Source organism: Rhizobium sp. 01T437, assembly GCF_056398505.1.
Genome location: NZ_JBFTPM010000008.1, coordinates 294,090 through 307,812, shown reverse-complemented (window position 1 = coordinate 307,812; position 13,723 = coordinate 294,090). Strand labels below are relative to the sequence as shown.

Genomic DNA, 13,723 nt, shown 5'->3' with positions numbered 1-13,723 from the left:
AAAAGGCGCGGCAATGGAAGCCAATGGAAACCAGCCGCCGCAGCCAAACTTAGGAAGCCTGATACATGAAGACCCCGAGTGTTGAAAGCGGGCAATCCTGGTTTCTGCGCAATCGCATGAGCCTCCTGACGGTCGCAATCGTCGCAGCCTATGCACTTTTCATCGAATGGTTCTGGGGCTGGTCGGTCATACTGGAACAATGGGCAGCCGTCGGTCCACGTCCGGTCATCGGCGCGCTGATACTCCTGACCAGCACCTATTTCCTGCGTACATGGCGCATCTACGATTATTTTCCACGGGAGACGGCAGGCCGTTTCGCAACGCTCTTCCGGGTGACCCAAATCCATAACCTTCTGAACATCATGCTGCCCTTCCGCGCCGGCGAGACCAGCTTTCCGGTGCTGATGCGCACGGAATTCGGCATTCCCCTGACACGCGGCACCTCCGCCCTGCTGGTCATGCGGCTGTTGGACCTGCATGCGCTGCTGGCCGCCGCCGGCCTCGGCTTTGCTGTGGCCGCCCCGAACGCAGCCCTTGCATGGCTTGTCTGGGTCATCTTCCTGTTCCTGCCGGTCTTTGCCTTTGCCGCCCGCAAGCCGCTGCTGCGCCTCGGTGCAAAACTTCTGCCGCGCAAGGCGCAGGCACTGCTTCATGAAATCGAGAATGGACTGCCATTCGATGCCGTCGCCTTTAGCCGTGCCTGGGCGATGACCATCGTCAACTGGCTGGTGAAGGTGCTGGTGCTCGCCTGGGCGCTCGGGCTGATGGGCGTGATGCCGATGGCCGCAAGCTTCGGTGGCGCGCTGGGCGGTGAGCTTTCCTCCGTCCTTCCGGTCCACGCGCCCGGTGGCGTCGGCACCTATCCGGCCGGCATCACTGCCGGCGCTATCGCCTTCGGTGCTTCAAGCGAACGCGCTGCGCTGGGTGCGCTGGCCCAGGCAAGCGTCAACGCCCACCTGCTCATCATCGTCTCGGCTCTGACCGGGACCGCCATCTCGCTTCCCCTCGGCCGCCGCCGCAAGGCTAGGTCGTAAGCTCCAGAATGCGCTTGCGCAGAAAGACCTGTTCCGGTTCCTGCCGGCAGAATGTCAACGCCGTCTCATAAGATTCGATCGCTTCGGCCCGGCGTCCGAGCCGGCGCAGGAAATCCGCCCGCGCCGAATGGGCGAGGTGATAGGTCGTCAGCTCTCCCTTGCCGAGAATGGCGTCGACAAGCGCCAGTCCTTTTTCCGGCCCCTCGGACATGGCGATTGCCACGGCGCGATTAAGCTCGGCAATTGCTGAAGGGTGGGCGGCAATCAGCAGGTCGTAATAGAAGGCGATGCGCCGCCAGTCCGTTTCCTCGATGCTGCCGGTCTTCGCGTGCTCCGCCGCGATCGCCGCCTGGACCGTATAGATGCCGATATCAGGCGTGCGCATGGCGCTTGCGAGCAGCGAAAGCCCCTCTGAAATCTTGCTTCGGTCCCAGCGCGAGCGATCCTGATCGGCAAGCAGCACCAGCGCGCCATCGACATCCTGCCGTGCAGCACGGCGCGACTCCTGCAGGAGCAGCAGCGACAGCAGGCCCGCGACATCTGGATGCGGCAGCAGAGTTGCCAGCAACCGCGCCAGCCGGATCGCCTCGGCCGTCAGGTCGGCGCGGACGATCGTGTTGCCTGAGGATGCCGAATAGCCCTCGTTGAAGACGAGGTAGATGACATGCAGCACCCGGTCGAGACGCTCCGGCAGTTCCGCCCCGACAGGCACTTCATAAGGGATATTCTCCGTCCTGATGCGGTTCTTGGCGCGCACGATGCGCTGCGCGACGGTCGGCGCCGGCACCAGGAAGGCATGGGCAATCTCTTCCGTCGTCAATCCGCAGACCTCGCGCAGCGCCATCGCGGTCTGTGCATCGGCGGCAAGAGCCGGATGGCAGCAGATGAAGATCAGCCGCAGCATATCGTCCTCGATCGGTTCCATGTCGCCGATCTCCGTTTCTGTGCCATCAGGGTAAAGGCCGTCCTCGATATGCTGCAGCGAGGCGTTGAAGCGCGCCCGCCGCCTGAGGTGATCGATCGCCTTGAAGCGGCCGGTCGAAACCAGCCAGGCGACGGGATTGTTGGGCATGCCGTCAACCGGCCATGTTCGCGCCGCCGCCGCAAAGGCGTCGTGCAATGCTTCCTCGGCCCGGTCGAAATCACCAAGCAGGCGGATCAGCGTCGCCAGAACCCGGCGCGAATGTTGCCGGTAGATATCCTCGATCACCTGTTCCCCGATCACCTGTTTCAACGGCCGACCCTCACTGCGGCAGGGTGAGCAGTCTTACTGGCCGCAATTCGACCGCTCCGACCCGGACGCTTGGAATGCCCGCAACGACCTTGCGTGCATCTTCCAGATCGGCCGCCTCGATGATGTAGATGCCGGCCAGATGTTCCTTGGTCTCGACATAGGGGCCGTCAGTCGAAGACAGAGTGCCATCGCGCACCCTCAACACCGAGGCACTGTCGGGACCTTCCAACGCATCGGAATGGATCATGATGCCTTTGCGCTGAAGTTCCTCGTCATACTGGAAATGCGCCCTGACGAGCTCGTCGCCCTCGGCCTGGCTGAGTGTGCCGTCCGTATCGGCGGAATTATAGATGAGGCAGACGAAGCGCATGGCTATCTCCCATCCTTGATCGAATAGCCGGGCCGGATTTCGATCGATGCATATTTGAGGATCGGGAAGGTGGAGATGATCGCCTTCGCTTCCTCCATATCCCCAGCCTCGATCACCACGAAGCCGCCGAGATGTTCCTTAATTTCGGCGAAGGGTCCATCCGTCGCGGCAACGGTGCCGTTGCGAACCCTGAGCGTCACGGCCTGCTCCGGCTCGTAGAGCGCCAGCGCGCTCAGCATATGGCCGCTTTCGCGCCAGCTGTCGTCGCTGACAATGCATTCTTGGGTGACGGCCTCCCATTCCTCTGGCGTGACCCGCTTGCTCTTTTCGGTATCGAACCAGATCTGGCCCAGAAACTTCATGGCGTCACCTCCTCAGCCGAATTCATGAATGGGGCGAACCTCGATCGCGCCGAGCTTTGCCAGCGGAATGCCGGCGGCAACACGGATCGCGTCATTGAGGTCCTTGGCGTCGATCAGGATGAAGCCTCCAAGCGCCTCCTTCGTCTCGATGAAGGGGCCGTCGGTGACCGACATCTCGCCGCCGCGCACCCGGACCGTGACCGCCGATTGCGGCGATTGCAGCGCCTGGGCAACGATCATATGACCGCTGTCGGCAAGATCGCGGTCATAGGCGAGCGAATCCCGGTCGAGCTTGTTCTTCTCTTCCTGCGACATGGCCGACAGCACCGTGCCGTCGAACCAGACCTGGCAAAGATATTTCATGCTTATCCTCCACGCTGTGCTTTCACAGCCCTTGGACGAACAGCCTAGGCGCTTTTCGACAGGGAAGAAAAATATCTTTTAAGCGGCCTGAATGTCGAACAGCCGAGGCAGCGCTCGACAAAGCTTCATCTGACAACATCGAGGAGATGGAGCAATGAGCATGCTTGAAATCGGAATAGCACATCTGATCGTCACACGCGGCGCACGCAAGATGCCGCCGCTTGAGAATGCCGAGGTGATAAAGGTGCTGGTCAGGACCGTGATTGCGCTGGCGGCGTTTGCCGGCCTGATCGCAGCGCTGCAGCTTGCCGCAAGCGCTTGAGAACAGTACGCGGCCCGACGGACAAGGCCGGGCCGCGCCTGATATCTTATTGAAACGCCGTTTCGAAGAAGCTGCGCAGCTTGCGCGAATGCAGGGCTTCCGGCGGCATGGCGGCAAGCTTCTGGATCGCCCGGATACCGATCTGCAGATGCTGGTTCACCTGTGTACGGTAGAAGGCGGTCGCCATGCCCGGCAGCTTCAGTTCGCCATGCAGCGGCTTATCGGAAACGCAGAGCAGCGTTCCGTAGGGTACGCGGAAACGGAAGCCGTTGGCGGCGATCGTTGCCGATTCCATGTCGAGCGCGATGGCGCGAGCCTGCGACAGGCGCTTAACCGGGCCTGCCTGGTCGCGCAGTTCCCAGTTGCGGTTGTCGATCGTGCCGACCGTGCCGGTGCGCATGATGCGCTTAAGCTCGAAGCCTTCGTAACCGGTGATCTCGGCAACGGCAGCCTCGAGCGCCACCTGCACTTCGGCAAGTGCGGGGATCGGCACCCAGACCGGCAGGTCGTCATCGAGCACATGGTCTTCGCGCATATAGGCATGCGCCAGAACATAATCGCCGAGCCGCTGGCTGTTGCGTAGGCCGGCGCAATGGCCGAGCATCAGCCAGGCATGCGGGCGAAGCACGGCCACATGGTCGGTGATCGTCTTGGCGTTGGAAGGACCGACGCCGATATTGATCATGGTGATCCCGGCATGGCCCTTCTTCTTGAGGTGATAGGCCGGCATCTGCGGCAGGCGGGCAAGCGTCACATCCGTTTCGGGACCGCTTGATCCTGCGAGCGTGACGATGTTTCCGGGCTCCACGAAGGCCGTATAGCCGTCGCCGCCTTCGGCCATCATCTTGCGCGCCCAGGAGCAGAACTCGTCGATATAGAACTGGTAGTTCGTAAACAGCACGAAGTTCTGGAAGTGCTCGGCACCCGTCGCCGTATAGTGCGACAGGCGGGCCAGCGAATAGTCGATGCGCTGTGCGGTAAAGGGCGCCAGCGGTGAGGGCTCGCCCGGCGGCGGCAGATACTCGCCATTGGCGATCTCGTCATCCGTCGTGTTGAGGTCAGGCGTATCGAAGAGATCGCGTAGCGGAATATCGACGAAAGCCGCCGCAGACGCTTCCACATGCGCGCCTTCGCCGAAGGCGAAGTGCAGCGGGATCGGCGTCGAGGATTCGGACACCACGACAGGCACATTGTGGCTCTTCATCAGGAGCAGCAGCTGCTCCTTCAGATAATGTTTGAAGAGCTTTGGCCGCGTGACCGTCGTCGTATAGACGCCCGGTGCCGTCACATGACCATAGGAAAGGCGGGAGTCGACGTGGCCGAAGCTTGTCGTCTCGATGCTGACCTGCGGGTAGAAAGCGCGGTAGCGGGAGGTGACCGGCGCCCCTTGCGCGAGCTTCGTGAAGCTGTCGATCAGAAACGAGGTGTTTCGCTCGTAGAGCTCCGTCAAAGCTTCGACGGCTTTTGCCGGATCATCGAAGGCTTGCGGCTCGAAAGGGTGAGGGGACGAAATGTCGAAAGCGGACAGGGGATAGATTCGTTTGCTCATGGCGCATTATAGGGGGTTGTTTTTAACAAGCAAACGACGCGCGAAGGCTGAGACCCAGATTTTTCCGATATCTTTCCAGGTCTCAGCGGATGGTGGTGCAGTAACCGCCGCTGCTTTCCAGGCAGGTATAGTTCGCGCCGAAATGCGACTGCAGTGCGCCGCCGCCGCCAGTGCGCACGACGACTGCCGAAAACGAAATTGCGAAGATCGCCGCAAACAGCGTTATGATTGTAAACCGTCTCGCCAGAATGAACACGTCCACGTCCTTACCCCGATATACGCCCTTCATGGTGTTGTTTTGCCATGATGTGGCTGAACGGGTGCTGAGATAGCGGTTCATTTTGCGTTCAGTTTCTGAGGCCGGCTAAGGTTCTCAGAACCTGCCTGAGCGTTTCAGAGACGGGTCCAGGTTTGCGTTTTGCAGAAGACCTGCATCACGCAGCCCTGCATCTTGAGCGAGCGGCCGGAGATGCTGCCCGAGCCGCTATAGGTCTTGTCGTCGGCAGGATCGGTGATCTCACCGCTATAGCTGCCGCCGGTGCCGGACAGTCTGCCGATCTTCTTGCCGGCATATTGGCCAGTCTTCAGCGTGATGCAGTAAGCGCCGCCGCAGGGCGCAATCACCGCCGTGTCGCCGGCGCGGGTCTTCCAGTTGCCGACGATCGGTTCATCCGCCTGTGCAAGGCCTGCAATAAGTGCCAGCGCGCCGGCGAGAACGAGGGTACGGATCATCTCTTCCTCCATGAGATATGAAATGGCGCGAAAATAACTGACGCGAACGTAAAGGTAAATACGCTGCGGGAAGGGCCTGAAATCGGGCTTTCGCCAGCTGTTTTTTCTGCGGATCGTCTGATCGATGCTGATTTCACGGTAAACAAATCCTCAATTTCCAAATCTGAATTTTTCGTAAAAGGCGCGCAAAAATCCTTAATTTGCAGGGATTCCGATGTTTAACAAAAACCCAAGTTTACCAAGCATTTGCACTTTGTTTGCGTCAAATTAATCATGCATTTTAGGCGTTTTTTGAAAGCCGTTCGGCATAGTGAACCCATCAAACGAGCGGGGCAAACCCGCCGGACCGGAGAGGCCGAAAGCCGCAGAAGATGGCAAGGCCCAAAGGTAAAACAGGGTACGTCTTAACAGGCTAAACAGGGATAGAACCGATGGCACGCTTTGAAATGCACAATGCTGAAATGGCCACCATGGGTGGCGAAAACAACAGCGCCGATGTCTTCTGCGAAATGGGTCTGATGTATGCGACCGGCCGTGGTTGCGAGATCGATCTCGTCTCCGCTCACAAGTGGCTGAACATCGCCGCAATCAAGGGCAACGACCGCGCCGCCGAGCTGCGCGCCGATGTGGCCGCTTCGATGAGCAAGATGCAGCTTGCCGAAGCGCTCCGCGCCGCCCGCGAATGGATGACGATCCACTAAAGCATGTCGTCGCCTGGCGCGACATGCACTGAGGACCGTCTCCAACAAGATAATTCGAAATAACAACCTCAAAAGAGGGGAGCTGGCGGGGCGCTTTGGACGGGGCCGATGCCAGGAGAAGGAAACCGCGACCGGCGCCTCCCGCCGGCCGCGGTTTACCCATTTTGGTTTCCCATCGTCAGGCTAGTTTTTTCAAGACCAGCGGGAGCGCTTCTTCGAGCAGCGCCATATCGGCTTCCGGCCCGACGCTCACACGAATGCAGCGGTTGAGCGGCGCAACACCCGGCATGCGAATGAAGACGCCGTGCTCCATCAATCCGTCGACGATGGCCCGTGCGTGAGCGCCGTCGCGCCCGGCATCCACAGCCACGAAATTGGTGGCCGATGCCAGCGGCTGCAGGCCGTTGGCCCTGGCAATATCAGCGATCCTGTCGCGCGCGGCATGGATTTTCCCGATCACTTCGGAAAGATAGGCCTGATCCTTGAGGGCTGCGAGTGCGGCGACCGTCGCAAGCCGGTTCATGCCGAAATGATTGCGGATCTTGTCGAAGGCCTGCGCCGTGCCCGACGTCGAGATGGCATAGCCGACGCGGGCGCCGGCAAGCCCGTAGGCCTTGGAGAAGGTGCGGGTGCGCACGATGTTCGGCAAGTCGATGAGCGACCCGATCGACGGCAGGGCGGAGGCCGGGCCGGTCTCGCTATAGGCTTCGTCGAGGATCATCAGGCAGGTTTCCGGCAGGGCACGCGCGAAGGCGACGATCTTGTCGGCATCCCACCAGCTTCCCATCGGATTGTCAGGGTTGGCGAAATAGACGAGCGGCGCGTTCTCGCGCTTGACTGCATCGAGCAGCGCGTCGAGATCTTCACGGTCGCCGGCATAGGGAACGGTGACCAGTCGGCCGCCGAAACCGTTCACATGGAAATTGAAGGTCGGATAGGCGCCGAGCGAGGTCACGACGGTGCCGCCGGGCTCGATCACCAGCCGCACGATCTGGCCGAGCAGCTCGTCGATGCCGCCGCCGATGGCGATATTGGCCGGTGTCACGCCGAGATGGACAGCCAGCGCCTCGCGCAGCACGTAGTTTTCCGGATCGTTATATTTCCAGATATCGCCGGCCTGTTCCCTCATGGCGGCAATGACCGAGGGAGCCGGGCCGAAGCCGTTTTCATTGGCGCCGATGCGCGCTTCGACCTTCAGGCCGCGCTGGCGCTCGATGGCCTCGGGGCCGATGAAAGGAACAGTGGAGGGCAGGGCGCTGGCAAGCGGCGTAAAGCGCGAGAAGGCAGACATGCGAGGGCAATTTCCCGGAATTATTGAAAAAGCCGCGCAACAATAGGCTCTCGCTTTGCCAAGGCAAGCAAGATTATTTCTCGTTCGTGACGGCTCAGACGCGGCTGCCGTTGCGGCGGGCGTCGATCGCTTCCGTGTTGCCGATCATGAAGTCGGCGCGCACTACCTTGCGTAGAACATCCGGCTCTATCAGGTTGATGAACCGAACGCCGATACGCTCATGATGGCGGTAGACCTCGGCACAGCCGATGCGGTAGGCAAGCCCCAGGATGTTGAGATAATAATGTTTGGGCAGGCCTGCCGTGGTCGACACGACGAAAGTCGCGCCGCCCTGGGAAATATCGAGGATTTCGGCGCTGCGCATCGAAATCCCGGTCAGACAGGGGCGAACGGCGACGATACGAGCCGGTCGTTTGACGTTGAACTCCTCCCAGCGAATGTCGTAGACAGCCGACTTCACCGTGGCGAGGTGCGTTGCGCGGAGCATTTCCATTTCGCATTCTCCGTCAGACAGTTCAAATTTCAGGCTGTTCGACGGAGAGGCTCACACGAATGTTTTTCACATTCGTCAAATATAAAACTACAATTTTAACGAGTTTGAAATTTGTGCGTTAGCGGCACATCTATTGTGCCCTCTTGGGAATAAACCATCGGCGCTCAGGCCAGCAATCTTGCCGCGCAATAGCCCCCCGCAGCACTAAGTGCCGTCAGAAAGGTTCCCCAGACCATATCTACAAGGCTCATGGCGAGCGGCCAGTTCTTCAGTGTCGACAAATTAGTGATGTCGTAGGTGCCGTAAGCCGCCAGTCCCAAAATGGCACCATAGAGCAGCGCCGTGCCGATCGAGCCGCTGGAAAGCCCAGGCAAAACCGCAAGTATGACAATTGCAACCGTGAAGAGCAGATAGAAAAGCGCCGCGATGGCAAGGTTCGGCGAGGGCAGCATCAGCTCGCCCAGCTGATCGCGATAGAAGGTGCGGGCGACGATGCCGAGCCATATTGCGTCGATGACGGCAAGGGTCAGAAGGCAACCGGCATAGGCGACAAGCGCTGTCTTCATCGTCTTTGATCTCCCGCTTTGTCCCTTTTACGCCATGGCCTGCCCTCCGGATCGCCGTTGATTCTCTTTCCGCAGATTTTTCCCGAACTCTTTCAATTGCCGGGCGTTTTTCCTCAAGCGGTACGCTGCTTCCAATCATGAAAGCGAGGAAATCAAATGACTGATGTCAAAGTCCCCTGGGAATCCTGGGTCGTTGTCTGCGATGGAGCGAAAGCCCTGATCCTGCAGAATGCTGGCGATGCGGAACTGATGAATCTCCAGGTCCGCGAAACGCTCACGCAGCCCAGCCAGCCTGACCGTGAACTCGGCACAGACAAGCCAGGGCGCTCTTACGCGCCTGACGGACTGAGCGGAAGCGCCATGGAGGAGACCAACTGGCAGGACCAGGCCGAAGCCGACTTCCTGAAGGAAGTTGCCGTAAAGCTCGATGAGCTCGTGCATGAGAAGGAGGCAAGCCGCATCGTTCTGGTGGCACCGCCGCGCGCGCTCGGTACGCTGCGGCCCAATCTCAGCGCCGATGCGCAGGCAGCGATCTCGGCCGAAGTGGCGAAGGATTACACCAATCTGCCAATCGACCAGATCGAGCGGCACCTCGCCGCTTGATCGCGATAAACCATCGCTGTTCGAAACGCGGGTCGTATGGCCCGCGTTTTCTTATGCGGAGAAGGCTGAAAATCAGAGGCTGGTTTCGAAGCTCAGCCGCAGCACGTGATGCAGGAATTCGGGATTCAGCAGCATGTTGAAGCTGATGGTCACGAACTCGTCTTCGCGCTTGACCACGGTCGCGCCGATCTCGTCATGGATGCCGAGGATTTCCAGGAAGAAATTCTGCGGCATTTCCAGGCTGGGGCTGACTTCCAGCAGCGCGCCGGCGAGCGTGATGGTGCGGATCAGGCAGCGGACTTGCGTGCCGGTGCTGAGGTGATGGCCGACGAAGATAATGTTGCCGGGCCGATCGAGGTTGAATTCTCTGTAAGCCTGTTCGGGCTTGGGATGTTCTGTGTCGAGGTGCATCTGAAAGGCCATGTCAGCCTCCGCTTGTTGTATGATCAGACTTTAACGCAGGATTGCTCACATCTGCTGAACAATATCTTTAAAATTGAAAGCTTGTGCAAAATCTAACGGCATAACGCTTTTATTGTCGCCGATACTGTCCAGAATCTGCCCATTTTTTCACCAGATGTGTGCCGATCTTGACTTGGCGTCTGTCGTCGCGCATAGAAAAGCCGGTTCGAGGCACCGGCCGCTCGCGGATGAAGATCCATGGTGAAGCCCTCGCGATCATGGTCACAGCCCCTGTGCATGCTGACTGACGGCAATGCGAGCCCCCCTGACAGTCGAATGGCATGCCTTTGAAAGGCTGAACCCATGACTCGTATACCCATGACTGGGACCTATCCACCGGTCGACGAACTGAAGGCCCAGGCAAAGCGCCTGCGCCAGGCCATGACTGAGCGCGGCAGCGAGATGAGCCATGCCGCCGCTCTCGAACTGATCGCCCGCCAATATGGTGCCCGCGACTGGAACACGCTGTCGGCCCTTGCAGCCAAGCCCAATGACAAGCCTACCTCGCCGATCTTCGTCGGCGCCCACATTCGCGGACGTTACCTGAACCAGCCCTTCACCGGCAAGGTTCTGGCGCTTTCGGCTATCGCAGGCAGCGAGTTCTACAGGGTCACAATTCATTTCGATGAGCCTGTCGATGTCGTGACCTTCGAGAGCTTCTCGGCCTTCCGCCAGCGCATCCACGCCCAGATCGACGAGAACGGCGTTTCACCGCGCAAGACATCGAACGGTCTGCCGCATCTCGTTCTCGATATCTGATCGCCAAATCGTTGCCCGCAACACCCGGATTCCGTCCATGACCTCGAGTTCTGAAACCAATGCCTTTCTGACCGGCCCGCTGCTTGCCGTTTTTGCACGCACGGCGCTGCCGATCATTATGATCACTACCATCAACGGCCTATTCGCCGTGGTGGACGCCTATTTCCTCGGCGCCTATGTCGGCGCTGGCGCACTGTCAGCCGTTACCCTGATTTTCCCTGGCCTGATGATGCTCGTTGCCCTGCAGTCGCTCGTCTCGAACGGCATGGCAAGCATCCTTGCCCGCGAGCTTGGCGGCGGCAATCGCGATGCCGCCCGGCGCACCTTCGCGGCTGCCCATGTGCTGGCAATCGTGGTGGTGCTTGTCATCAACGTGATCTACTGGACCGTCGGCTGGCACGTCGTCGCAAATGCGGCAGGTGGTGACCTCACAGTAGCCGAAAATGCCCGCACCTTCATGGGTATCATGGTCGGTGCCGCGCCCATCGCCTTCTTCCTGTCGCTCAATATCGACGCCCTGCGCAGCGAAGGCCGGATCGGCTTCATGACCATGGTGATGCTCGCCGCCACCGCACTCAACATCGCCGCCAACTGGTTCTTCATGGCGATCCTGCAATGGGGTGTGGCCGGCTCGGCATTGGGTTCCGTGCTGGCACAGGCGATCTGCCTCGTTGCCGTGCTGATCTACCGCTGGCGCAATGAGCGCGCACTTCGTCCGGCATCCCGCTTTCCGCTTTCGGATTGGCGGCCGATCCTGGCGCTTGGTGCGCCGATGAGCCTCGGCTTTATCGGTATCTCGCTCTGCTCGGCAGCCGTCATCTTCAACCTGTCGATCTGGGGCGAGGGCGATTATGTCGCAACCATCGGCGCCTACGGCATCATCACCCGTGTCATGACTGTCGCCTACCTGCCGCTGCTCGGCCTCAACATCGCCTTCCAGACGATCTGCGGCAACAATTATGGTGCAGGCCTTTCCGAACGCGTCGGCCGCAGCCTTCAGATTGCCCTGATCGCAGCCCTCGTCTACTGCACCGGCGTAGAGATCACGGTGGAATTGCTGGCGACCCGCCTCGGCCACGTCTTCGTCGCCGACCCGGTCGTCATTGCCGAGGTCTCCCGCATCCTGCCATGGACGGTCGGCGCCTATTTCCTGTTCGGGCAGATGATGGTGCTGTCAGGCTATTTCCAGGCGATCGGTGATGCCAAGCGTGCGGCGATCTTCGGCCTGTCGCGCGCCTATCTCTTCACGCTGCCGCTGACTTTCCTGCTGCCGCATGCTTTCGGGGAGATGGGTATCTGGATGGTGCCGGTCTTTGCCGAAGCCTGCATGTTCCTGCTGGCCTTTGCCGTGCTTGCCCGTAATGCCAGGCGGCTCGGCTGGCGTTATGGCCTGCTGCCCGCTTGAAGACAAAGCAATTCCAGCAAAACTGTGCAGCGGTCTTGTATCCGGAATTGCGTAAAAGAAGGCCACGCCTTTTGGGGGCGCGGCCTTGTTTTCAATCCTTGGCGGCTGCGGGTGTAGCAGCCTCCGCTTCCCCCAGCGCCTGCGCGCATTCCTCGCAGCAAACCTCGACGGTCTTGCCGCCAAGCTTGACGCTGATGGCATCAGGCCCGAGTTCACAGTCGCAGGCAGCGCATGTGGTCTTCTTCATCTTGTAATCCTCCGGTTGGGTCCCCGTCTGGGGTAGGATCATAAGACCACTGCTGGCCCTTTCGTCGCTGTCGAATTCTTTAGCGACTTTACGCCCGCAGCCGCGTTGCGCGCTGGAACTCTGCCGGCGTCTGGCCATAGGCCTGGCGGAAGGATGAGGTGAAATGGCTGTGGCTGGAAAAGCCGAGATCGAGGCCGAGCGCAGTCAGATCCTCATACTCACCGAGCAGATCGAGCGCACGGGCAAGGCGAAGCCGAAGCTGATAGCGGTAGAGCGGCGTCGCCTCCACCTGCTGGAAAACCTGCGTGAGATAGACAGGCGAAACGCCGACTTCGGTGGCGATTTCCGCCAGCGTCCACCGCCGGGCAAGATCGGAGGAGAGAACGAGCTTTGCCCGATCGACAAGCTTCTGCCGTCCAGCGCTGGCACCCGCCGCATGCGAGGTGCGCTCGCCGAGCGAGCGGCGCACGAGCGTCAGCGCCAGCGTTTCCGCCTCCAATGTCTCGGCAACGTTGCGGCGAAGGCCATGGCGCAGAAGGGCGACAAGCGCCTGCGCGCGCGGATCGACACGCCGGCGCTGGCGTTTGAAGCCGAATAACTCGCCGGCCTGTACCTGATCCCTGGGCGCAAGCTCGGCAAGCAGGGATTCGTCGATAGACAGATCGATGCAGGCATCACCGCCATCGACCGGATGGCTGATGCGGTAGCCTTGTCCGGCATTGAAGAACAACACCTGATTGGCTTCCGCGACAGTGTCGTTGCGCCCGACATGGCGCATGAAGACGCCGCGATAGGGATAGACGAGACTGGTCTTGTGGGCGCATTCCTCGTCGCCCTTATGACGGCATTCGCCATTGCAGACGATGTCACGGATCGTGACGGTCTTCGTCTTCAAGAGCAATGCGGTCGAAAATTGCGACATCGTTCTTTCCGGAATTCGGGCGGCGAGCATCACCCGCCGCACCAGCCTATCACAATCCTTTGTTGTTCCAGTAGTGGCTTGAGATATGCACGTCGCTTTCGATCTGGCCGCGGGAAAGACCGATATCTTTAAGCTGATCGTCGGACAGTTCCATGACGGCGCTGCGATTGCGCTGCTCGACAATCTTGCGCGCCAACCAGCGCAAACCATCAAGGAGTTTGGCAAGAAGACGGGATTGCCTGATTTCTGTCCGGCGAGCGGTCTGAGAGTAAACGGTAAGGCTTGAGCCGCGCATGGTGTTCCTCCAT

The 13,723-nt window shown here is 60.0% G+C and carries 20 protein-coding genes; 6 read left to right on the top strand and 14 right to left on the bottom strand.

Annotated elements, in window-relative coordinates; translation table 11 throughout:
- Positions 1 to 65 precede the first annotated feature (65 nt).
- Positions 66 to 1,034 (top strand): lysylphosphatidylglycerol synthase domain-containing protein, encoded by a 969-nt coding sequence (locus AC1DM5_RS19295; RefSeq protein ID WP_477822677.1) that lies wholly within the window; start codon positions 66 to 68, stop codon positions 1,032 to 1,034.
- Here the strand turns inward: AC1DM5_RS19295 and AC1DM5_RS19290 are convergent.
- The 4 genes from AC1DM5_RS19290 to AC1DM5_RS19275 are packed head-to-tail and all read right to left on the bottom strand — an operon-like array spanning position 1,024 to position 3,363.
- Positions 1,024 to 2,259, bottom strand: a complete 1,236-nt coding sequence (locus tag AC1DM5_RS19290) for an RNA polymerase sigma factor (RefSeq protein ID WP_477975437.1) — start codon at positions 2,257 to 2,259, stop codon at positions 1,024 to 1,026. The genes AC1DM5_RS19295 and AC1DM5_RS19290 overlap by 11 nt on opposite strands.
- A 19-nt stretch (positions 2,260 to 2,278) precedes the next feature.
- The gene (locus tag AC1DM5_RS19285; RefSeq protein WP_477822678.1) at positions 2,279 to 2,638 is read right to left on the bottom strand and encodes a YciI family protein; all 360 of its coding nucleotides are present in this window, start codon (positions 2,636 to 2,638) and stop codon (positions 2,279 to 2,281) included.
- 2 nt (positions 2,639 to 2,640) lie between these two features.
- Positions 2,641 to 3,000: a YciI family protein gene (locus AC1DM5_RS19280; RefSeq protein ID WP_439014472.1), complete on the bottom strand. Its 360-nt coding sequence runs from the start codon at positions 2,998 to 3,000 to the stop codon at positions 2,641 to 2,643.
- Positions 3,001 to 3,012: 12 nt separating this feature from the next.
- A complete protein-coding gene (locus AC1DM5_RS19275; protein ID WP_007821693.1) occupies positions 3,013 to 3,363 on the bottom strand; it encodes a YciI family protein in 351 nt (116 codons plus the stop codon).
- Between the two features lie 154 nt (positions 3,364 to 3,517).
- Here AC1DM5_RS19275 and AC1DM5_RS19270 point away from each other — a divergent pair, with 154 nt between their 5' ends.
- Positions 3,518 to 3,685, top strand: a complete 168-nt coding sequence (locus AC1DM5_RS19270) for a hypothetical protein (RefSeq protein WP_477822679.1) — start codon at positions 3,518 to 3,520, stop codon at positions 3,683 to 3,685.
- Between the two features lie 46 nt (positions 3,686 to 3,731).
- Here AC1DM5_RS19270 and amn read toward each other — a convergent pair whose 3' ends face one another.
- From amn to AC1DM5_RS19255, 3 genes are all read right to left on the bottom strand, one after another.
- Positions 3,732 to 5,234, bottom strand: a complete 1,503-nt coding sequence (amn, locus tag AC1DM5_RS19265) for an AMP nucleosidase (protein WP_477822680.1) — start codon at positions 5,232 to 5,234, stop codon at positions 3,732 to 3,734.
- Between the two features lie 82 nt (positions 5,235 to 5,316).
- Positions 5,317 to 5,496 (bottom strand): hypothetical protein, encoded by a 180-nt coding sequence (locus tag AC1DM5_RS19260; protein WP_477822703.1) that lies wholly within the window; start codon positions 5,494 to 5,496, stop codon positions 5,317 to 5,319.
- A 131-nt stretch (positions 5,497 to 5,627) separates the two neighbouring features.
- Positions 5,628 to 5,966 (bottom strand): DUF2147 domain-containing protein, encoded by a 339-nt coding sequence (locus AC1DM5_RS19255; protein WP_477822681.1) that lies wholly within the window; start codon positions 5,964 to 5,966, stop codon positions 5,628 to 5,630.
- Between the two features lie 431 nt (positions 5,967 to 6,397).
- On the opposite strand from AC1DM5_RS19255, the gene AC1DM5_RS19250 reads away from it, so the two are divergent.
- Positions 6,398 to 6,667 carry an SEL1-like repeat protein gene (locus AC1DM5_RS19250; RefSeq protein ID WP_007821684.1) on the top strand — a complete coding sequence of 90 codons (270 nt, stop codon included), beginning with the start codon at positions 6,398 to 6,400 and terminating at the stop codon, positions 6,665 to 6,667.
- 178 nt (positions 6,668 to 6,845) lie between these two features.
- On the opposite strand, the gene AC1DM5_RS19245 is transcribed toward AC1DM5_RS19250, so the two are convergent.
- From AC1DM5_RS19245 to AC1DM5_RS19235, 3 genes are all read right to left on the bottom strand, one after another.
- A complete protein-coding gene (locus tag AC1DM5_RS19245) occupies positions 6,846 to 7,958 on the bottom strand; it encodes a pyridoxal phosphate-dependent aminotransferase (RefSeq protein WP_477822682.1) in 1,113 nt (370 codons plus the stop codon).
- Positions 7,959 to 8,052: 94 nt separating this feature from the next.
- Complete coding sequence (locus AC1DM5_RS19240) at positions 8,053 to 8,451, bottom strand: hypothetical protein (RefSeq protein WP_007821677.1); 399 nt, start codon at positions 8,449 to 8,451, stop codon at positions 8,053 to 8,055.
- Between the two features lie 164 nt (positions 8,452 to 8,615).
- On the bottom strand, positions 8,616 to 9,017 hold the full coding sequence (locus tag AC1DM5_RS19235) for a DUF2177 family protein (RefSeq protein ID WP_477822683.1): 402 nt from the start codon (positions 9,015 to 9,017) through the stop codon (positions 8,616 to 8,618).
- 156 nt (positions 9,018 to 9,173) lie between these two features.
- On the opposite strand from AC1DM5_RS19235, the gene AC1DM5_RS19230 reads away from it, so the two are divergent.
- Positions 9,174 to 9,620 (top strand): baeRF12 domain-containing protein, encoded by a 447-nt coding sequence (locus tag AC1DM5_RS19230; protein ID WP_477822684.1) that lies wholly within the window; start codon positions 9,174 to 9,176, stop codon positions 9,618 to 9,620.
- A 72-nt stretch (positions 9,621 to 9,692) separates the two neighbouring features.
- On the opposite strand, the gene AC1DM5_RS19225 is transcribed toward AC1DM5_RS19230, so the two are convergent.
- Positions 9,693 to 10,031: a hypothetical protein gene (locus AC1DM5_RS19225; RefSeq protein ID WP_112544807.1), complete on the bottom strand. Its 339-nt coding sequence runs from the start codon at positions 10,029 to 10,031 to the stop codon at positions 9,693 to 9,695.
- 369 nt (positions 10,032 to 10,400) lie between these two features.
- Here AC1DM5_RS19225 and AC1DM5_RS19220 point away from each other — a divergent pair, with 369 nt between their 5' ends.
- Positions 10,401 to 10,841, top strand: coding sequence for a glyoxalase superfamily protein (locus AC1DM5_RS19220; protein ID WP_477822704.1), 441 nt, complete (start codon positions 10,401 to 10,403; stop codon positions 10,839 to 10,841).
- Positions 10,842 to 10,878: 37 nt separating this feature from the next.
- Complete coding sequence (locus tag AC1DM5_RS19215; protein ID WP_477822685.1) at positions 10,879 to 12,246, top strand: MATE family efflux transporter; 1,368 nt, start codon at positions 10,879 to 10,881, stop codon at positions 12,244 to 12,246.
- Positions 12,247 to 12,337: 91 nt separating this feature from the next.
- Here AC1DM5_RS19215 and AC1DM5_RS19210 read toward each other — a convergent pair whose 3' ends face one another.
- The 3 genes from AC1DM5_RS19210 to AC1DM5_RS19200 form a co-directional block, all read right to left on the bottom strand.
- Entirely contained in the window at positions 12,338 to 12,493 is a 156-nt protein-coding gene (locus AC1DM5_RS19210) for a hypothetical protein (RefSeq protein WP_477822686.1), read from the bottom strand.
- Between the two features lie 88 nt (positions 12,494 to 12,581).
- Complete coding sequence (locus AC1DM5_RS19205; protein WP_477822687.1) at positions 12,582 to 13,415, bottom strand: helix-turn-helix transcriptional regulator; 834 nt, start codon at positions 13,413 to 13,415, stop codon at positions 12,582 to 12,584.
- Between the two features lie 49 nt (positions 13,416 to 13,464).
- Positions 13,465 to 13,710: a DUF1127 domain-containing protein gene (locus AC1DM5_RS19200; protein ID WP_477822688.1), complete on the bottom strand. Its 246-nt coding sequence runs from the start codon at positions 13,708 to 13,710 to the stop codon at positions 13,465 to 13,467.
- Positions 13,711 to 13,723: the final 13 nt, after the last annotated feature.